Origin of the sequence: Ancylobacter sp. WKF20, from assembly GCF_029760895.1 — a bacterium.
Lineage (GTDB): Bacteria > Pseudomonadota > Alphaproteobacteria > Rhizobiales > Xanthobacteraceae > Ancylobacter.
Window position 1 is genome coordinate 2,218,637 of sequence record NZ_CP121679.1, and the last position, 19,523, is coordinate 2,238,159.

General features: G+C 67.9%; 20 protein-coding genes. 6 read left to right on the forward strand and 14 right to left on the reverse strand.

Annotated elements, in window-relative coordinates; genetic code table 11:
• Positions 1-36: 36 nt before the first annotated feature.
• From AncyloWKF20_RS10355 to AncyloWKF20_RS10420, 14 genes are all read right to left on the reverse strand, one after another.
• A complete protein-coding gene (locus tag AncyloWKF20_RS10355) occupies positions 37-447 on the reverse strand; it encodes a hypothetical protein (RefSeq protein WP_279317759.1) in 411 nt (136 codons plus the stop codon).
• The gene (locus AncyloWKF20_RS10360; RefSeq protein WP_279317760.1) at positions 437-2,047 is read right to left on the reverse strand and encodes a putative PEP-binding protein; all 1,611 of its coding nucleotides are present in this window, start codon (positions 2,045-2,047) and stop codon (positions 437-439) included. Before AncyloWKF20_RS10360 ends, AncyloWKF20_RS10355 begins: the two co-directional genes overlap by 11 nt.
• The gene (locus AncyloWKF20_RS10365; RefSeq protein WP_279317761.1) at positions 2,031-2,381 is read right to left on the reverse strand and encodes an HPr family phosphocarrier protein; all 351 of its coding nucleotides are present in this window, start codon (positions 2,379-2,381) and stop codon (positions 2,031-2,033) included. Before AncyloWKF20_RS10365 ends, AncyloWKF20_RS10360 begins: the two co-directional genes overlap by 17 nt.
• Positions 2,381-2,794: a dihydroxyacetone kinase phosphoryl donor subunit DhaM gene (dhaM, locus tag AncyloWKF20_RS10370; protein WP_279317762.1), complete on the reverse strand. Its 414-nt coding sequence runs from the start codon at positions 2,792-2,794 to the stop codon at positions 2,381-2,383. The genes AncyloWKF20_RS10365 and dhaM overlap by 1 nt, the downstream gene beginning before the upstream one ends.
• The gene (gene dhaL, locus AncyloWKF20_RS10375) at positions 2,791-3,405 is read right to left on the reverse strand and encodes a dihydroxyacetone kinase subunit DhaL (RefSeq protein WP_279317763.1); all 615 of its coding nucleotides are present in this window, start codon (positions 3,403-3,405) and stop codon (positions 2,791-2,793) included. Before dhaL ends, dhaM begins: the two co-directional genes overlap by 4 nt.
• A 31-nt stretch (positions 3,406-3,436) precedes the next feature.
• On the reverse strand, positions 3,437-5,071 hold the full coding sequence (locus AncyloWKF20_RS10380; protein WP_279317764.1) for a dihydroxyacetone kinase subunit DhaK: 1,635 nt from the start codon (positions 5,069-5,071) through the stop codon (positions 3,437-3,439).
• Between the two features lie 64 nt (positions 5,072-5,135).
• A complete protein-coding gene (locus AncyloWKF20_RS10385) occupies positions 5,136-6,143 on the reverse strand; it encodes an ABC transporter ATP-binding protein (RefSeq protein ID WP_279317765.1) in 1,008 nt (335 codons plus the stop codon).
• Complete coding sequence (locus AncyloWKF20_RS10390) at positions 6,136-7,248, reverse strand: ABC transporter ATP-binding protein (RefSeq protein WP_279317766.1); 1,113 nt, start codon at positions 7,246-7,248, stop codon at positions 6,136-6,138. The genes AncyloWKF20_RS10385 and AncyloWKF20_RS10390 overlap by 8 nt, the downstream gene beginning before the upstream one ends.
• Before the next feature lie 5 nt (positions 7,249-7,253).
• A complete protein-coding gene (locus tag AncyloWKF20_RS10395) occupies positions 7,254-7,460 on the reverse strand; it encodes a hypothetical protein (protein ID WP_279317767.1) in 207 nt (68 codons plus the stop codon).
• The gene (locus AncyloWKF20_RS10400; RefSeq protein WP_279317935.1) at positions 7,457-8,401 is read right to left on the reverse strand and encodes a carbohydrate ABC transporter permease; all 945 of its coding nucleotides are present in this window, start codon (positions 8,399-8,401) and stop codon (positions 7,457-7,459) included. The genes AncyloWKF20_RS10395 and AncyloWKF20_RS10400 overlap by 4 nt, the downstream gene beginning before the upstream one ends.
• Positions 8,402-8,436: 35 nt before the next feature.
• Complete coding sequence (locus tag AncyloWKF20_RS10405) at positions 8,437-9,405, reverse strand: sugar ABC transporter permease (RefSeq protein ID WP_279317768.1); 969 nt, start codon at positions 9,403-9,405, stop codon at positions 8,437-8,439.
• Between the two features lie 239 nt (positions 9,406-9,644).
• A complete protein-coding gene (locus AncyloWKF20_RS10410) occupies positions 9,645-10,967 on the reverse strand; it encodes an ABC transporter substrate-binding protein (RefSeq protein ID WP_279317769.1) in 1,323 nt (440 codons plus the stop codon).
• 254 nt (positions 10,968-11,221) lie between these two features.
• On the reverse strand, positions 11,222-12,418 hold the full coding sequence (locus tag AncyloWKF20_RS10415; RefSeq protein ID WP_279317770.1) for a gamma-glutamyl-gamma-aminobutyrate hydrolase family protein: 1,197 nt from the start codon (positions 12,416-12,418) through the stop codon (positions 11,222-11,224).
• Entirely contained in the window at positions 12,415-13,329 is a 915-nt protein-coding gene (locus AncyloWKF20_RS10420; protein WP_279317771.1) for a GntR family transcriptional regulator, read from the reverse strand. Before AncyloWKF20_RS10420 ends, AncyloWKF20_RS10415 begins: the two co-directional genes overlap by 4 nt.
• A gap of 297 nt (positions 13,330-13,626) precedes the next feature.
• Here AncyloWKF20_RS10420 and AncyloWKF20_RS10425 point away from each other — a divergent pair, with 297 nt between their 5' ends.
• From AncyloWKF20_RS10425 to AncyloWKF20_RS10450, 6 genes are read left to right on the forward strand one after another with little or no spacing between them, the layout of a single operon-like run.
• Positions 13,627-14,436: an ABC transporter substrate-binding protein gene (locus AncyloWKF20_RS10425; RefSeq protein WP_279317772.1), complete on the forward strand. Its 810-nt coding sequence runs from the start codon at positions 13,627-13,629 to the stop codon at positions 14,434-14,436.
• 46 nt (positions 14,437-14,482) lie between these two features.
• Positions 14,483-15,211, forward strand: coding sequence for an amino acid ABC transporter permease (locus tag AncyloWKF20_RS10430; RefSeq protein WP_279317773.1), 729 nt, complete (start codon positions 14,483-14,485; stop codon positions 15,209-15,211).
• Positions 15,201-15,977 carry an amino acid ABC transporter ATP-binding protein gene (locus AncyloWKF20_RS10435; RefSeq protein ID WP_279317774.1) on the forward strand — a complete coding sequence of 259 codons (777 nt, stop codon included), beginning with the start codon at positions 15,201-15,203 and terminating at the stop codon, positions 15,975-15,977. The genes AncyloWKF20_RS10430 and AncyloWKF20_RS10435 overlap by 11 nt, the downstream gene beginning before the upstream one ends.
• Positions 15,978-15,989: 12 nt before the next feature.
• Positions 15,990-17,153, forward strand: a complete 1,164-nt coding sequence (locus AncyloWKF20_RS10440; RefSeq protein ID WP_279317775.1) for a M20 family metallopeptidase — start codon at positions 15,990-15,992, stop codon at positions 17,151-17,153.
• Between the two features lies 1 nt (position 17,154).
• Positions 17,155-18,252 (forward strand): mandelate racemase/muconate lactonizing enzyme family protein, encoded by a 1,098-nt coding sequence (locus AncyloWKF20_RS10445; protein WP_279317776.1) that lies wholly within the window; start codon positions 17,155-17,157, stop codon positions 18,250-18,252.
• 1 nt (position 18,253) lies between these two features.
• Entirely contained in the window at positions 18,254-19,429 is a 1,176-nt protein-coding gene (locus AncyloWKF20_RS10450; protein ID WP_279317777.1) for a Xaa-Pro peptidase family protein, read from the forward strand.
• Positions 19,430-19,523: the final 94 nt, after the last annotated feature.

Here is a 19,523-nt window from a genome sequence, read left to right on the forward strand (position 1 = left end):
GCGCCTAGGCGCGGGAGGATGATGGGCGCGCTCACGTCACTCCTCTCCGCTCATCAGCGTGGCCATCTTCTGCACCAGCTCGGCAATGGCGTCGTCGAACTGACGGTTCTTCTTCTCGTCGCCGAAGTCCGGCGCCATCAGCGTCAGCGGACGCAGTTTCTCGCCGCCGCCGACTTCCGGCAACCGGCCGGGATGAGCAGCCTGATAGGCGGCGAGGAAGCGCTCCTGCTCGGCCGGACTGAAATGGCAGACGCGAAAGATCGTCGGCAGATGGCGGGCGGGCAGCGGCGTGTCATAGGTCGGGCTGGTGACCTGCGTGACGAAGCTGCGGTGCTTGCCGAGCGCCGTCGCCAGCCGCTGCCGCGTGCCGGAGGGGCGGTTGTCGAGCAGGCTCGCGAGCAGGGTCTTGTAGGCGGTCACCGCCTCGTCGCTGGGTTCACGGGCCATGCGCTACCCCAGCGCCGGCATCGGCATTGACCGCGCCGCGCAACAACTCACGAACCGCCGCCAGCCGCGAGGGGGCGACGGAGACGTCGCGAAAACCCGCCGCGACCAGCCGGGCGAGGCCCTGCGGCTCTCCGGCGAGGTCACCACAGACCGACAGCGGCTTGCCGAGGGCGCGGGCGCTCGCGCTGACCTGATCCAGCAGGCGGAACAAGGCGATCTCCGATCCGGCATTGAGCGGGGCGACGGCCGGGTTGTCCCGCGCCGCCGCCGAGAGATACTGCATCAGGTCGTTGGTCCCCACCGAAAAGAACGCGGCGGCGGCGAACAGGTCGAGTGTCAGCGCGGCGGCCGGCACCTCGACCATGATGCCGAGCGGCGGGCGAGCGATGCTCACGCCGCGTGCGGCCAGACGCGCCTCCTCCTCCGCGAAGATCTGCGCCATGGCGGTGACTTCACCGGGCAGCGTGACCATCGGCAGGAGCACGCTGAGCGGCCCCAGCGCGGCCGCCCGCAGCAGCGCCCGCGCCTGCACGCGGGCAAGCTCTGGATGGGCGAGCAAGAGGCGGATGCCGCGCAGGCCAAGCAGCGAGGCCGCGCCGCCTTCCGCCACGCCGGCGAGGGTCTTGTCGCCGCCGAGGTCGAGCATCCGCACCGTCACCGGCCGCCCCTTGAGGCGGGCGAGTATCTTCACATAGGCCGCGACATGGCGCTCCTCGTTCAAGGCATCGGCCGCTGTCGGAAACAGGAATTCGGTGCGCACGAGCCCGACACAATCCACCGCCGCGACATCGAATGCGTCGAGATCCGCCAGCGAATTGATGTTCACCCCCAGCGTGACGGCGTCCCCCGTCGGCAGCGGTCCGAGCGGTGGCACGGCGCGGCGTGCGACCACCATCGGGACCGGTTCCACCGCCGGCGGAGCAAGCCGCAGCAGCCCCTCGTCCCCGTCGATCAGGGCGCTGTTGCCATCCGCGAGCGCGATCTCGCCGAGGCCAACCACCATGGGCACGCCGCGCGCGCGGGCCAGCAGCGCGACATGGCTGATCGCGCTGCCGGCACCCAGCGCGATGCCGCCGCCGGCCGACCAGTCATGCGCGAGGAAGACGCTCGGCGGCATGTCCGCGCCGACATAGATCGCACCGGCCGGAAAATCCGCCCGCGGGCGGCCATCGAGTGCATCGAGCACGCGCTGGCGCAGATCCGTCAGGTCGGCGACGCGTGCGGCAAAGGCGTCGTCGTCCCGGTCATCGGGAACGAAGGAATTGATATAGGCGGTCATCGCGCCGGCCCAGGCGAGCAGTGGCCCCTCCCCGGCCGCGATACGGGCAAAAGCGGGGGTGAGGATTTCCTCGTCGAGCAGCATCTCGATCTGGAAGTCGAGAATGCCCGCGCTGTCGGGCGCGGCCTCGCTGGCCAGACGGCGCAGATCGTCCACCGCCGCCGCCACGGCGCGCCGGAGCACGGCGCGGGGATCGCCGGAAACGGGATCGACGAGGATGGTATCGGCACGGCGCGCGCAATGCACCGGCCCCCACGCCCGGCCGGGCGAAACCGGGGTGCCGCGATAAGCCTCACCCGAGCAATCAACCGGCACGGCCATCGGCCCGCCCCAGCTTGCGGTCCTCGTCGAAATTGCGCCGGACCAGCTCGCCGAGCGCGACGATGGCCTCCTCGGCGCGCGAGCCATCGGCCCGTATGCGCAGCCGCGCCCCGCGCCGGATGCGCGCGCCCATGATCTTGACGATGCTCTTGCCGTTCAGCCACTCGCCAGAGCCATCCACCGCCACCTCGATCGAGCAGGGAAAGCTCTTGGCGAGGCGGGTGAAGGTGACCGAGGGGCGCGCGTGCAGGCCGATGCCGTGAGTCACCTCGACCTCGGTCTGCCAGCTCGTGCCAGAGCGTTCGCGCGGGAGGCGGGCGTGGCGTTCGCTCATCAGGGCGACAGCTCCTCGGCCGTCGCGACCACCTTGGCGAGGCTGGAACCGCCGGAGGCTTCCGCCGCCGCGATCACCGCGCCTTCCACCAGCGGGGCGTTGCACACCACGATGCGCCCGGCCCGGGAGGCGCCGAGCAGTTCGGCAGCGGTCTCGCTATTGGTCTCGGCCCCGCCGAGATCGACGAAGATGGCGACACCCGCCTCCGACCACGCGGCCTCGATGGCCGCCTGAATGCCCGCGACATGGGTGCCGAGGCCGCCTTCCGCGTTCCCCCCGGTCCAGGCCAGCGGCACGCAATCGCCGACCATCTGGCGCACCATGTCGGCCGCGCCGCGCGCCACCAGCGGCGAATGGGAGACGATGACGATGCCCACATTGGCGGGGCGCGCCGGGGTGCCGGTCTCGCTCATGAGGGGCGATGCTCCGCGAGATAGACGCAGATCGTGGCGGCGAGCAGCGCGCAGCTCGACGCGCCGGGGTCTTCATGGCCGACCGAGCGCGCCCCGAGATAGGCGGCCCGCCCACGCCGGGCCTGCATGGCCTCGGTCGCCCGCGCGGCGGATCTTGCGCAGGCCGCGATGCGCTCGGGCGCCGCATGCCGCATGATTTCGGCCTGCACGGGATAGAGCACGTCGAGCAGCGTCTTGTCGCCGGGCCCGGCACGGCCCCGCCGCGCCACGGCGGCGATAGCCTGCTCCAGCGTCGCGGCGAAAGCGTCCGTGTCGGCATCGGGGGCAAGGCCGCGCCCGAGCTCCATCAGCAGCGTGCCGTAAAGCGGACCGGCGGCGCCGCCAATGCTCATCACCAGCACGAGCCCAATGCGCTCCAGCGCGGCCGGCAGCGGCAAGGCGGCAATCGCCGCGCGCTCGGCGAAGACAGCCTCGAGCCCCCGGCGCATATTGGCGCCGTGGTCGCCATCGCCAATGGCGCTGTCGAGCACGCCGAGATGGTCGCCATGCCGGTCGATCGCGGCATGGCAGCGCGCGATCAGTTCGGCGATGTCGCCGGCATCAAGCCGCATCTCTCCCCTCCCCGTCGCGCCGCCGCGCCTGTCAGTCCCGGCCCGCCAGCGCCGCGAACACCCGCGCCACAGCAACCGCGCCGGGATCGGGCGAACCCTCAAGATCGCGCGCCCCGACATAGGAGGCGCGACCGGCGCGGGCCCGCGTCATCGCCTTGGTCGCCTCGGCGCCTTGATGGGCCACCCGCGCCGCCTCGGTGACATCCGCCGTGGCCAGCGCCCTGAGCGCGGGATCGAGCGAATCCACCAGGGTTCGCGCGCCGAGCCCCGCTCCGCCATAGAAGGTCATGCGGTCGAGCCCGGCAAGCAGCGCCGCGGGCAGATCCCCATTCTCGCGCAGCGCCTTGGCGCTGGCGGTGAAGAAGATCGACATCAGCACGCCGCTCGATCCGCCCATGGCCTGGCCAAGCGTCTCACCGATGGCATGCAAGGTGGCCGCACGGTCGGCGAGCGGCAGGGCGGCAAGACGCGCCTCAATGGCGCGCGCGCCGGTGGCGACGGTGGAGCCGGTGTCGCCATCGCCCGCCCGCGCATCGAGCCGGTTCAGCTCTTCCTCCAGCGCGATCAGCGTCGCGCAGGCGGTGCGGATCACCGCCTCGGCGGCCGCATCGGCGCTGGCTGGCGGGGTGGCCGCGCGCGGGTCCGCCGGGGCGGGGACGACCCGCACCGGGCCGCACTCGACCGCCGGGCGCCAGGCAAGCGGTTCCACCGCCGTGCTCAGCGCCAGCTCGCGGGCGGCGTCGAGGCGCAGCAGCGAAAGCGAGAAGCCGTTCATGTTGAGCGCGGTCATCAGCGCCGCCGGGCCGATGACGCGCGTGACCTGCGTCCCCAGCGGCGAGCGCAGCACCGTGTCGGCGATCAGGCTCATTTCCAGCGGCGGCACGGCGCCGAGATTGTTGATGAGCAGCGCATAGGCGGCGCCGGGCGCGAGCTTCCCCGCAAGACGCTCCGCCATCAGCGCGGTGATCGCCTCGGCTGCCTGCAGCGCGATGCGCTCGACACCCGGCTCGCCGTGAATGCCGAGGCCGAGCTCCCCCTCCTCCGCGCCGAGCCGCGCTTCATGCGGCTGGCCGGGAATGGAGCAGGAAGAGAGCGAGACGCCGAGCGAAGCGATGTCGGTGGCGGCCGCGCGGGCGGCGGCCGCGACGGTGGCGAGATCATCGCCCGCCTCGGCGTGGTGGCCGGCGATCTTGTGGACGAACAGCGTGCCGGCGACCCCGCGCGGCTGGTCGATCTCCGGCAGGGCGATGTCGTCGGCGACGATGACCATCTCAACGTCAAAGCCTTCGGCCCGCGCCCGCTCGGCGGCGAGGCCGAAATTCAGCCGGTCGCCGGTGTAGTTCTTCACCACCAGAAGGCAGCCCGGCTTGCCTGTCACGGCACGGATCGCCGCCAGCACCGCCTCGACGCTGGGCGAGGCGAAGATCTCGCCGGAGACGGCGGCGGTGAGCAGCCCGCGCCCGACAAAGCCGGCATGGGAGGGCTCATGCCCGGCACCGCCGCCCGAGACCACGGCGACCTTGGACTTGTCCCAGTCCGCGCGCAGCACGACCTTGATGTCGGGATAGCTGTCGAGCCGGGCGAGCTTGCCGGGCGGCGAGGTGCGCAGCAGGCCGTCCAGCGCCTCGGTGACGATGCTTTCGCGGCGGTTGAAGAAGTGTTTCATCGCTGCCTTCCGATTTCTGTCGGCACGTTTTGAACCCGCCGGGCGCGCTCACGCCGGTGTCATGTCACGCGAGACGCTGCCCGTCTTGCCCGAAATAGAGCGGGCGCCTCAAGCTCAGGCTGATCCGATCCCCCGCCTCGACGGGCAGATCGGGGTCCGCCAGCGTGGTGATCTTGTGGCCGCGCACGGTGATGTGCAGGTGGTTCTGGTCACCCAGATGCTCCACCCAATCGATCTCGGCATTGCCACCGGCCGTGCGGGCGATCTCCAGGTGCTCGGTGCGCGCGCCAATGGTGCGGGTGCCCGCGGGCGGCGTCGGACCGGGCAGGAGATCGGCCGGCAAGAGGTTGATATGCGGCTGGCCGAGGCGCGCGGCGACGTGGAGATTGGCGGGGTTGCTGTAGATCTCGCGCGGCGTGCCGATCTGCACCAGCTTGCCCTCGGCGAGGATACCGATGCGGTCGGCCATGGTCATGGCTTCGATCTGGTCATGGGTGACGTAGAGCAGCGTCGAGCCCATCTCCTTCTGGATGCGCTTCAGCTCCAACCGCAACTCGCCGCGGAGCTTGGCGTCGAGCGAGGAGAGCGGTTCGTCCATCAGATAGATCGAGGGCCGCCGCACCAGCGCCCGGCCGATGGCGACCCGCTGCATCTCGCCGCCGGAGAGCCGCGTCGAGCGGTTCTCCAGCTTGTGGTCGATGCGCACCATCGCCGCCACCTGCCGCACGCGGGCGTCGATGCTCGCCTTGTCGAGCCGGCGCGCCGGTGAGCGCAGGGGAAAGGCCAGGTTCTCGTAGACCGTCAGATGCGGGTAGAGCGAGTATTGCTGGAAGACGAAGGCGACGTCGCGCAACGCAGGGGCCTCGCCATTCACCACCCGCCCGCCAATGCTGACGGTGCCGGCATCGGGCGCCTCCAGCCCGGCGATGAGGCGCAGCGTCGTGGTCTTGCCCGCGCCGGTGGGGCCGAGCAGGACGACGAACTCGCCATCGGCAATGGTGAGGTCGAGGTTGTCGACGGCGGATTTCCCGCCGAAGCGCTTGGTGACGCCGGTAAGCGTGACATCAGCCATGATGGTTTCCCCGGATACGCGCGCCCTCATGCAGGGCGGACCGGACGGCCCGGCCCGAACCACAGTCGAACAGCGACAGGCGCTCGCTGGCGAAGACGAGACCGACCGGCTCGCCAATGGTGTAGCTGTGCTCCGCCGGTAGCCGGGCCCGTACCCGCCCGCCCCGCGTCTCAATGGTGACGATCTGCGTCGTGCCGAGATATTCGCTGCCATAGATCGCCCCGCGCAGCGGCGAGGTATCGGAGAAGCGCACATGCTCGGGCCGGACCCCGAGCGCGAGCTCGCCGGGCGCCACGTCAGCGCGCAGCTCCGGCATCACCACATCCGCCTCGCCGATGCGGGCGATGCGCGCGCCCTTGGGCAGGCCGGCGTTGAAGCGGATGAAGTTCATCGGCGGCGAGCCGATGAAGTCCGCGACATACATGGAGGCCGGGCGGTCATAGATCTCCTGCGGCGTGTCGAACTGCTCGATGACGCCATGGTTCATCACCGCGATCTTGTCGGCCATCGCCATGGCCTCGATCTGGTCATGGGTGACATAGACCGTGGTGGCGCCGATGCGGTTGTGCAGCTCGCGCAGCTCCCGCACCATCACGTCGCGGAACTCGGCGTCGAGCGTGCCGAGCGGCTCGTCCATCAGGAAGCACTTCGGGCGGCGCACGATGGCCCGGCCGAGCGCCACGCGCTGGCGGTCGCCGCCGGCAAGGCCCGAGACCGACTTGTCGAGAATGTGGTCGATCTGCAGGAGCTTCGCCGTCTCCTCCACCCGTCGCTTGATCTCGGCCCGTGGCACGCCCTGCGAGAGCAGCGGGAAGCCGATATTCTTGCGCACATTCATATGCGGGTAGAGCGCGAAGAGCTGGAACACGAAGGCGATGTCGCGCTCGCTGGCGCGCTTGAAGGTCACGTCCTCGCCGCCGAGCCGGATGGTGCCGCTGGTCGGCAGCTCAAGCCCGGCGATCATGCGCAGCGTCGTCGTCTTGCCGCAGCCGGAGGGACCGAGCAGCGCCAGGAACTCGCCATCCTCCACCGTGAAGGTGGAATCGCGCACCGCGACGAACTCGCCGAAGGCCTTGTGCAAATGATCGACTCGGATCTCCGCCATCGCGGCTACTCCGGGAATTTGGACACGATCATGAACATGAACGTGCCCGCCAGCAGGGTGACGAAGGAATAGGTGTAGAGCTCGATCAGGAAGGGCTGGAACAGCATCAGGAAGCCGATGCCGATCACCATGACGGCGAGGTTCTCCATCGGCCCGCGCCGCAGGAAGAACGGGCGCCGGCGGCGGGGCGTATCGAGTGAGGTTCCGCTCATTTGCGCACCGCCCCGAAGGTGATGCCGCGCAGCAGCTGTTTGCGCAGCAGGATGGTGAAGACGAGGATCGGCACCAGGAAGATCGTCGTGCCCGCCGCGACCGCCGGCCAGTCCTGCCCGCCCTCGCCGATGATGGTGGGGATGAAGGGAGGCGCGGTCTGGGCGGTGCCGGAGGTGAGCAGCGCGGCGAAGGCGTATTCGTTCCAGGCGAAGATCAGGCAGAAGATCGCGGTGGCGGCGATGCCGGTGGTGGCCTGCGGCAGAACCACCTTGCGGAAGGCCTGAAGCCGCGTGTAGCCGTCGATCATCGCGGCTTCCTCATATTCGCGCGGGATCTCGTCGATGAACCCCTTGAGCAGCCACACCGCGAGCGACACGTTCACCGCCGTGTAGAGCAGGATCATGCCGAGCGCGGTGTCGGACAGGCCGAGCTGGCGGTACATCAGGTAGATCGGGATGGCGACGGCGATCGGCGGCATCATCCGGGTCGACAGGATGAAGAACAGCAGGTCATCGGCCAGCGGCACCTTGAAGCGCGAGAAGCCATAGGCCGCGAGCGTGCCGAGCCCGACGGCGAGGAAGGTCGAGCCGAAGGCGATGATGAGCGAATTGGCGAAGCGCGGCAGGAAGTTCGACGGGCCGGCGATGACCATGTTGCGCTCGCGCGTCACCTCATCGCACAGGTTCGAGGGCGGCGGCAGGCTGGCGATGTAGTCCGGTGTCTGCCGCGTGCGGGTGGTGAAGAGGTTGCAGTAACCTTCGAGCGACGGCGTGAACAGGATCTTGGGCGGGTAGGAGATCGAGTCCGGCGGCGACTTGATGCTGGTGAGGAAGATCCACACCAGCGGCACCATGGTGATCAGCGCATAGAGGATCACCAGCGTCGCGGCCACGCGCTTGGAAGTCGGGCTCGGCTCGACGACGGAATGCGCCGCCGTCATCGGGGGCGTTTTGGCGGATGATGCAGGCGACGGGCTCATCTCTGCTTCACCTTGTTGAGCGCCTTCACATAGATGTTGGCGAGGCCGAACACCGCGACGAAGAGGATGATGGCAAAGGCCGAGGAGCGGCCGGTGGCCCACGCCTCGAAGGCGGCGCGCTTCAGCGCGATGGAGGCGACCTCGGTGGTGGAGCCGGGCCCACCGCCGGTAAGCAGGTTCACCATGTCGAACATCTTGAAGTTCTCGATGCCGCGGAACAGCACCGCCAGCATGATGAAGGGCAGCGCCATCGGCACGGTGATGGACCAGAACTGTCGCCAGTTGGAGGCACGGTCGACCTCCGCCGCCTCATAGATGTAGTCGGGAATGGAACGCAGCCCGGCGAGGCAGATCAGCATCACATAAGGCGTCCACATCCAGGTATCGACGATGATGATCGCCCAGGGCGCGAGATTGACGCTGCCGAGCATCTGGATCTCGGAGGTCGGAATGCCCGTGAGGAACGACACCGCATAGGCGAACAGCCCGATCTGCGGCTCGTATAGGAAGCGCCAGAAATTGCCGACCACCGCCGGCGACAGCATCATCGGAATGAGGATGAGCGTGGTCCAGAAGGCGTGGCCGCGGAATTTGCGGTCGAGCAGGAAGGCGAGGCCGAAGCCGATCACGGTCTGCAGCACGATGGTCCAGAACACGAAATGCGCCGTGGTCTGCATCGACGCCCAGATGTCCGGGTCGTTCAGCACCCGCTCGTAATTGCCGAGCCCGACATTCTGCACCACCGCGTTGGGCCGGTTGGCCCGGTAATTGGTGAAGGACAGATAGATCGCCCAGAACAGCGGGAAGATGTTGATCGCCAGCAGGAGCACGATGGTCGGGGCGATGAAGAGCCACGCGATAGCCCTGTCGGAGAGGCCACGCACGCGCCGGGCGACGGCCTGCGGCGTCGCGCGCACGGCGGCCTCGGTCATTTTGTCTGTAAGGGTCTCGTGGGAAGCGGTCACAAGCATACCCGGTGTGATGAGAGCTTAGTCGGGGCGGGACGCGCATCCCGGCCGTCGGGCCGCGTCAGCCTGGGTGACGTCGGCCGATGAGAAAAAGAGGCGGGACGCAGCAAGAGCGGGGATATCTGCCGGCGGTCCCGCCCCAGGGAGGGGCCGAAGGAGGCCCGTCGCATGAGCGGCGTGAGGCTGGTCGGCGAGGCTGGGAGCGCCCGCACATGGGCGCTCCCAGCCGGCGCGGATCAGATCTTGCCGTCGTCCTTGAAGATCTTGGTCCAGTCCTTTTCGAGGCCGTCCAGCGCCTCTTTCGCCGTGCCCTTGCCGGCGATGACATAGTCATGCACCCGCTTCTGCATGGCCTGGAGCAGTTCGGCATAGCTCGGCTCGGCCCAGAAATCCTTCACGATGGCCATGGATTCGAGGAAGGCCGTCGCATAGGGCTGGCTGCTCTTGAAGCCGGGCGCGTCGACCACCGCCTTCAGGCAGGAATAGCCGCCGAGCTGCCACCACTTGGCCTGCACGTCCGGCTGGGCGAACCATTTGATGTACTGGAGCGCGGCATCGCGCTTGCTCGAATAGGACACGACCGAGATGCCCTGACCGCCAAGCTGCGCGAAATGGTACTTCTCGGCCGGGTTCGGGAAGAAGCCGATGCGGTTGCCGCCGACCTTCTCGTCCTTGTAGAGGCCGGGCCAGGTGAAGGCGAAGTTCATCTGCATCGCCACCTGGCCGGATTTGAAGGCGTCGGCCGATTCCACCATGTAGACGTTGGAGCTGCCGGGCGGCGTGCAGCAATCATAGAGCGCCTTGTAGAATTCCAGGCCCTTCACCGCCTCGGGCGAGTTGACATAGCCCTGCATGTCATAGGGCTTCTTGGGGTTGTCATACATGAAGCCCCAATCATACAGGACGTTGGTCACGCCCATGGTGATGCCTTCCGAGCCGCGCTCGGTGTAGATCGAGGCGCCATAGACGGTCTTGCCGTCGATCTGCCGCTTCTGGAAGAACTCGGCGATCTGCTTGAGCTGGGTGTAGGTCTTGGGCGCGGCGAGATCCCAGCCATACTTGGCCTTGAACTCCTTCTGAAGCTCCGGCCGCTCGAACCAATCCTTGCGGTAGGTCCAGCCGACGACGTCGCCCATGGCCGGCAGCGCCCAGTAGTTCGGCGTGTTCTTCGGCCATTCGGAATAGCCGACCACCGTCGCCGGCACGAAGTCATCCATCTTGATGCCTTCCTTGGCGAAGAAGTCGTTCAGCTTGACGTAATGGCCGCTCTCGGCAGCACCGCCGATCCACTGGCTGTCGCCGATGATGAGATCGCAGAGCTTGCCTTTGGAATTCAGCTCGTTGAGGAAGCGGTCGGCATAGCTGGTCCACGGCACGAACTCGAACTTCATGTCGATGCCGGTCTTGGCGGTGAAGTCCTTGGACAGTTCCACCAGCGCATTGGCCGGATCCCACGCCGCCCAGCACAGCGTCAACTGTTCCGCCTTGGCGGCCTGCGGCACGGACAGCGACCCGCACAGGGCCGCGACCCCGAGAAGGGGTATCCACTTCTTCAGCATGCTCTCCTCCCAGAGATCGAGGTGGGTCTTTGCCCCCTCGGTTGGCCTTCGCGTTCCGGCGCCGCCGGTCACGTTTAGCTTTGTGTTTAGTTAAGTGGGCATCACTCAACAATGCAAGCGCAATTCGATGCTGCAACGCAGCGTTCCAGCCGCTGCCGCAAAGAAATCATCCAGTATATGTAATGCCAGACCGACCTATGGGCGGGACCGGGGACGGCGGATCACTAAACAATCCGTCGCGACCGGTTAGCCGGTCAGGCGCCCCGGATGGCCGCGAGGAAGCCGGCGAGCAGCGGATGCGGAGCGCCCGGGCGGCTCGACAGTTCAGGATGGCCCTGCATGGCCATGAAGAAGCGCAGCGCCGGCACCTCTACGGCATCGGCATGGTCGTTCCCGGCCTGTCGGGCGCAGACGACGAGCCCGGCCTCGACGAGGCGCGGCTCCAGCGCCGGGTCGAGCACGAAGCGGTGGTTGCAGAGCACGTCGAGGCTGTCGCCTCCTGCCAGGGCAGCAAGGCGACTGCCGGGGGTGAGACGGCAGGACTGGAGGCCGAGCCGGTGCAGCGGCCGGTCATGCTCATCATGGAGCCGCACGAAGCTCTTGGTCTGCGCTTCCGGGTCCGCCTCGGTCAGATTCACGTCGTTGAGGCCGCAGATTTCCTGTGCCACCGCCGTCGCCATGGTCTGCATCCCCAAGCAGAGCCCGACGGTGGGCAGGTCGCGGCGGATGGCGGCGCGGGCCGCGTCGATCTGGCCGCGCACCTGCTCCATGTCCGAGCCACCGGGCAACACCAGCCCGTCGACCTCCCCAAGCAGCCGCTCCCAGTTCGGCTCCTCGCGCGGATCAATGAAGCGCAGATCGAGCCGGACGCCCTGCGCCTCGGCAGCGTCGCCGAGCGCGGCGATGGTTGCCGGGTACACCTCGCGTTGGTGATCCTCCGGTCCCACCATCAACACCCGCAGAGCCTCAGCGCCCCACGTGACGGCATCGGCGGCGACCGGGCGGCCATAGGTATCGAGGCGCCAGCGCCCCACCACGCTCTCGTCCGTGGCGGCGCGCAAGATGTACACATCGTCCACCACACTCACCACGAAAAGCTCGACCGGACGACCCGCCCGGGCGGCGGTGGCGAGCAGGCGCCGTTCGGCCTCCTCATGGGCCGGCAGCGCCGGATTGAGCGGCACGACCACCGTTCCGGGCAGCCGCACCACCGCGCCGCGATCGACGGGCGGGGGCACTGGATGCCCGCTCGCCCGCTCGGCCCAGATCAAGCCGTTGGGCGCCAATTCGCCATGCGCCAGAACATGTTGCATGCAGTCGAAACGCCCATGGCCCGCCCCGCCGCTGGTGAGCGTCACCAGCGTGGCACCGCGTGCGGCCGCGAACATCCCGGCGATCATGCCGTCCAGCGCCGGCAAGTGCGTCGCATGGCGAACCAGCAGCAGCGTCATGGCGCAACGCTCCCCGCCGCCGTGCCAGTGAAAGCCGGGACTGCGCGATAGGCATTGCCGAGATGGGCGAGCATCAGTTCCGCCGCCCGAGCATTATCGCTAGCGGCCAGCGCATCGAGGATGGCGAGATGCTCGCGACACCAATCGCGCACCCGACGGCGGTTCACATAGCCGCCGAATTCGAGCAGGCGCCGCAGGCGGTTCTGCTGCTGAATCGCCTGCAGCAGGAAGATGTTGCCGCTGAAGCCGGCGATGGTCTCGTGGAAATGGGCGTCCGTGTCGAAGAGCTGGCGCGCATCGACCGAAGCGATGCGGGGATGGGATTCGAGGTAGTGGTGCTGGATGCGCAGCCGCTCCAGCGCCCCCGCATCGAGCCGGAAAGTCGGCAGCAGAAGGCCATTCGGCTCCAGCGTCCGGCGGAAATCATAGCTGTTCTGCAAGGCAAGGCCGGTATCCAGCGTCGGCAGGAAGGTCCAGCCGCGCCCGGGATTGCGCTCGAGGAGACCGTCATCGACGAGGCGCGAGAGCGTGCGCTGGAGCAGCATGCGGTCGACATCATAGCGCCGCGCGATCTCCGCCTGGGTGAAGGACACCGGCAGACGATCAGCGAGGCGGTCATTGACGATGTCGCTGTAGAGATCCTGGTCGGCGGTCAGTGGCACTTCGAGGCTGAGGCGGTGCAACTCCTCCGGCGTCGCCTTGAGGAAGAACCCCTGATTGCGCCGCGCCTCCACCACCCCGTGCTCGGCGAGCAGCGCCAGCGCCGCGCGCACCGGTGTCCGCGAGACCTGCAGCAGATCCCCCATCTGCTGCTCGCGCAGATGATGGCCGACCTCGAAGCGACCGCCCCGGATGGTCTCCAGGATCTGGTTCGCCAGGCGGACCCGGTTCGGACGTGACGTGCGCGCCATAGAACACCGAATTTGTATGAAATATACCGATCCATACAATATGAGGTGACGTTTCGACAAGCCGGCAGAAGCGGTCTTGGCGCAAGCCTCTCCCTGATGAGAACCGGCGCGCTGTCGACCTGACCGCACGAATCTCCAAGATGCCAGACCTTGAGCACGGGTCGCCCATAGTTTGTGCAGCTCAAGGAGTAGCCAAAGCTTGACTCACGCGCCGCGTCCATTTTGTATAAACCGCATCAATTAGTGCAATCAGTGCCGGCCCAATCCAACCTCACCCAGATCGCACAGGGGATCCGCATGTTCCGCAAAGTGGTTGCCGCGTTCATTATTCCGCTTGGCCTGATGCACGCCGCCGCGGCTGCCGAGCTGCCCAAGACCGGCCTCGTCGAGGCCGACGCGCTCACCTATGGCGTCGCCGCGACCTTCGCGCCGTTCGAGTTCCAGAAGGACGGCAAGCTGACCGGCTTCGACATCGACATGATCGAGGCGCTCGGCAAGAAGCTCGGCGCCACGCCCAAGCCGCTGAACATGGAGTTCAAGGGCCTCATTCCCGCCCTGCAGGGTGGCCGCATCGATATCATCAACTCGGCCATGTACATGAACCCGGCCCGGGCCGAGCAGGTCGACTTCGTGCCCTATCTCAAGATCGGCAACATGGTGATGGTGCAGGCCGGCAACCCCGCCAAGATCACCGGCCGCGACGATAGCCTTTGCGGCAAGAGCATCGCCGTCACTCTGGGCGGCATTCAGGAAAGCCAGGCCCGCGCCGACGACAAGAACTGCAAGGATAAAGGCCTTGCCGCCGTGAAGGTGCTGACCTTCCCGACCGCGCAGGACTCCGCCCTGGCGCTCGGCCAGGGCCGCGCCGACGCCTATTACGACTCCACCCCCGGCGCGGCCGAGATCCTGCAGAAGATGCCCGGCGCCTTCGAGACCGCCGGCACCGAGTTCGAGTCGAACACCTCGATCGGCATGGCCACCCGCAAGGGCGACACCGCGATGCAGGAAGCGCTGAAGGCCGCGCTGAAGGAAATCGTCGCCGACGGCACCTATGCGACGCTGATCAAGAAGTGGAGCCTGCCGGCCTCGGTGTCGATCTTCAACTGATCGCCCCACCCACTATCGAGGCCGCCAGCCCACGGAGAAGACGCGCATGATGTCGTTCGATATCGTCCTCGACTACATCGTCTCGCCCGCCTTCTTCCACGGCGCGCTGCTGACGCTGCTGATCACGGTCACGGCGTTGTTCTTCGGCGTGCTGGCCGGCCTCGTCATCGCCCTGCTGCAGGAGACGCGGATACGTCCCCTGCAGATCTTCACCCTGATCTATGTCTGGCTGTTCCGCGGCACGCCGGTGCTGTTCCAGATCATCTTCATCTACAACGTGCTGCCGACCTTCGGCATCCGCCTGTCGGCCTTTCTCAGCGCGGTGATCGCCCTCGCTTTGAACGAGGGCGCCTATATGGCGGAGATCCTGCGCTCGGGCCTGGATGCCGTGAAGAAGGGCCAGCGCACCGCCGGGCTAGCGCTCGGCCTCACCACCGGGCAGGTCATGCGCTGGATCGTGCTGCCGCAGGCCGCGCGCATCGTGCTCCCGCCCATGGGCAACCAGATGATCGGCATGCTGAAGACCAGCGCGCTGGTCTCGGTGATCGCCGTCGAGGAATTGCTGCTGGTCGCCAACCAGACCGCCAGCGCCTCCTTCCGCTATCTGGAGGCACTGACCGCCGCCGGCGTCTACTACCTCGCGCTCACCACCATCTTCATGGTGCTGCAGGCGATGATGGAGCGCAGCCTCGACCCCAAGAAGCACCGCCGCCGCGAAAAGCGCCCGCTGGTCGACCGGCTGCTGCTGGCCACGGAGAGCGCCGATGTCCGCTGACACCACGCCCCTCGCGCCCATGTCCCCCGCCGGCCAGAAGCTGCTCGAGATCATCGGCATCGACAAGCATTTCGGCAGCTTTCACGCGCTGAAAGGCTGCTCGCTGGACGTCGCGCGCGGTGAGACCGTGGTGCTCATCGGCCCGTCCGGCTCAGGTAAATCGACGCTGCTGCGCTGCGTGAACCTGCTGGAGCCGGCCGATGGCGGCGACATCTTCTTCGAGGGCGCGAACATCACCCGCGAACGCAAGAACGCGGCGCGCATCCGCCGCGACATCGGCATGGTGTTCCAGAATTTCGAGCTGTTTCAGCACCTCTCTGCCGCCGAGAACATCATGCTGGCGCCGATGAAAGTGAACGGCCTGTCGCGCGCCGACGCGCATGATCTCGCGCTGAAGCTGCTCGGCAAGGTGCGCATCCCCGACAAGGCCGACGCCTTCCCGGACGAACTCTCGGGCGGCCAGCAGCAGCGTGTGGCCATTGCCCGTGCGCTGGCGATGAAGCCGAAGCTCATGCTCTATGACGAGCCGACATCGGCGCTCGACCCGGAAATGATCCGCGAGGTGCTCGACGTCATGGCCGAGCTCTCGGCGGAGGGCATGACCAGCCTCGTCGTCACCCATGAGATGGGCTTCGCCCGCCGGGCCGCCGACAAGATCGTGTTCATGGAGAACGGCCAGGTCGTCGAGACCGCCTCGAGCGAGGCCTTCTTCGGCGGCTCCGTCAATGAGCGCGCCCGCCGCTTCCTCGACCAGATCCTTCACTGACGAGTGCCCATCATGGTGTCCGCCCCCGCCCTCGACGCTGCCCGCATGACGCGTGCGCTGGCCGATCTCGTTGCCATCCGCAGCGAGAACCCGGTCGGCCGCGAGATCGAGGTCGCGCATTACATCCGCGATATGCTCGCGCCGCTGGGCTTCGAGGTCAGCCTCGACGAGTACAAGCCTGGCCGGGTGAATGTCGAAGCCAGGCTGGTCAACGGCCCCGGCCCGGTCTTCGCCTTCAACACCCATATGGACGTGGTGCCGGCCGGTGACGGCTGGAGTTCCGACCCGTTCGTGCTCCGCGCCGCCGATGGCAAGTTGTTCGGCCGTGGCGCCTGCGACTGCAAGGGCCCGCTCGCCGCCATGCTGGAAGCGGTGCGCCTCCTCGCCGCCGACCGCGCGAGCTGGTCCGGGACGCTGCTCGCCGTCTTCGTTGCGGATGAGGAAGTCGCCAGCGAAGGCGCCAAGCTCTATGCGTCGCGCAAGCCGACCATCGACTTTGCCGTTGTGGGCGAACCGACCTCAAACACCGTCTATTCCGCCCATAAGGGCAGTCTGCGCCCGCTGGTGCGCGTGCTCGGCGTGCCCGCCCATTCCGGCTCGCCGCATCTGGGCGAGAATGCCGTGCTGCGGGCGGGCCAACTGCTGGCGCTCGTGGCGGAGTCGCACGAGAGCGACGTGCGCCACCGCACCCACCCGCTGGTCGGCGGCGCCAGCCTTACCGTCACCCGTATCCATGGCGGCCATGCCGACAATGTGCTGCCCGGCGCCTGCGACCTGCTGCTCGACCGCCGCCTGGTGCCCGGCGAGGATGAGGCAGCGGTGAAGGCCGATATCGCCGCGCTGCTCACGGAGGCACATCGGCGCTTCGGCCTGCGCGCGGAAATCCTTGAGTGGAAGCCGACCACGGGCGGCGCCACCGAGACCGCGCCGGACCGCCCCATCGTGCAGGCGAGCCTTGCCGCCTGCCGCGCCCACGGCATCAGCGAGGCCGGGCCGTTCGGCTTCCAGGGCGCCTGCGACCTCGTGCATTTCCGCTCCACGGGTGCGGAAGGCGTGGTGATCGGCCCCGGCTCACTCTCCGTCGCCCACAAGGCGGACGAGTTCGTGCCGGTGGATGAGTTCGAGCTCTCGGCGCTGATCTATCGCGACATTGCCCAAAGAATGTTGAGCGCCTGAGATGCGGATCTCGCTCCATCGCGCGCTGCTGACCTATGGCGGGGGGCTGGTGCTCCATACCGCCTCGTCCGGCCGTATCGCCGCGCTGGACACGCTCTATCTGCGCCTCGACGACGGCGAGACGGTCGCAGTCGGCGAGGTGCGCCTGAACATCGCCTATCTCAACGGCCTTGACCCCGAGCAGGTGCTCGCGGAAGCGGTTGCCGTGGTGGGCGCGCTAGACTTCAGTTCTGACGCCCCCACCCTCCTCGCCGAGCCGCCTGCCGTCTTTCGCGCCGCGAGCGCCCCCGTGCGGATGCTGATCGACGGCGCGCTCCATGACCGCGCCGCGACGCGCGCCGGCCTGCCGCTCGCCCGCTTTCTAGGCGCGCCGGCGGAAACGGCACTTGCCCACACCACCAACCAGACCCTGTTCGTCTCGGATGAGGTCACCTTCCTCGCCCAGGCCGAGGCCTATGTCGCGCGGGGGTTCCGCGACCTGAAGGTGCGGATCGGCGCCGGCGATATCGGCGAGGATCTGCGCCGCATCGCCTTGCTACGCGCGCGCTTCGGCAAGGCGGTGAAGATCGCTGCCGACGCCAACGGCGCCTGGAGCGAGGAGGCTGCGCGCGGCCATCTCGCCGCCCTCGCCGCTCATGACCTTGCCTATGTCGAGCAGCCGATCGCGCCCGGCGATTGGGCCGCGCTCGATCGCCTTGCCCGCGTCAGCCCCCTGCCGATCATGCTGGATGAGAGCGTGAAAGGCCTCGAGGACGTCGACCGTATCGCCGCGAGCGGCAACGGGCTGATGGCGCATCTCAAGCTGGTGAAGCTCGGCGGCATCGCGCCTACGCTCGCCGCTGCGCGGCGTCTCAACGCCGCTGGCGTGCCCTTCATGATCGGCCAGATGAATGAGGGCGGCCTCGCCACCGCTGCCGCCCTGCATGTGGCACTCGCCACCGGCCCGCGCTTCGCCGAACTCTACGGCGCCGACGGCCTCACCAACGATCCCGCCCCCGGCCTCGCCTACACCGACGGCCGCGTCGCCGCCCCGGACATGCCGGGCCTCGGCCTGACCTTCGATGCGCACGCCACGCATCTCATCAAGGAGTTCTCGTGACATGACCGCCATCAGCAGCGTGGTTCAGGGACAGGAATCGGCCTTCCCGAAAGCCGAATACGACGCCCGCGTCGCCCGCGCCCGCGAGGGGCTGGTCGCGGCCGGCCTCGACGCCATGGTCGTCACCGGACCGGAGAACATCTTCTATCTCACCGGCCAACAGACGCCCGGCTATTACACCTTCCAGGCGTTGGTGCTGCCGGTCGAGGGCGATCCGGTGTTCATCGTCCGCCAGCTTGAATATTTCAACTTCGTCGCCAACACCTTCATCACCGACGCCGCGATCTATCAGGACACGGATGAGCCGGTGCGCTTCCTCGTCGCGCAGCTCGAGGCCAAGGGACTTAGGGCTAAGCGCGTCGGCATCGACAAGCGCGGCTGGTTCCTGCCGATCACCACCTATGAAGCGCTGCTCACCGCGCTCGGCACGGTCCATGACGCGGCCGGCGTGGTGGAAAAGCTGCGCATGGTGAAGTCGCCGCTGGAAGTGGAAAAGCTGGTGCGCGCCGCGACCTATGTCGATGCCGGCATGAGGGCGGGCCTCGCCGCCATGCGCGTCGGCAACACTGAGAACGACCTCGTCGCCGCCATGATGGGCGCGGCCATCGCCGCCGGCTCGGAATACATGGGCATGGAGCCCCTCGTCTCCTCCGGCCCGCGTTCCGGCGTGCCGCATGGCACCTGGAAGCGCCGGGAGCTGACGCCGGGCGATGCCGCCTTCATCGAAATGGCCGCCGTGCATGACCGCTATCACGCCGCGCTGATGCGCTCCGCCTGGATCGGCACGCCGCCCGTCGAGGCGGTCGAGATGATGAAGGTGTGCCAGGACGCGCTCGCCGTCTCGCTCGAGGCGATCAAGCCGGGCGTGGCCTGCGAGGTGCCGCACATCGCCTGCCAGAAGGTGATCGACGCGGCCGGCTACACCGACAATTTCCGCAAGCGGCTCGGCTACAGCGTCGGCATCTCCTTCGCGCCGGATTGGGGCGAGGGCGGCATTCTCAGCCTGAATGCTGGGGTGAAGACCGAGCTTCAGCCCGGCATGGCCTTCCACCTGCCGCCGGCGCTGCGCATCTATGGCCGCTTCACCGTGGGTGTGAGCGAGACGATCGTCGTCACCGAAACCGGGTGCCAGGTTCTCGGGACGCTCGACCGCGCCCTGCATCAGGTCGCCGCCTGAGTGAACCCTTCTGCCGGTGCAGCCGCCCGAGGCGGGTGCGCCCCTAACTCACATTGAGGCAGAGCGGACGCGCGTTCGCCATGCCTGTTGATTT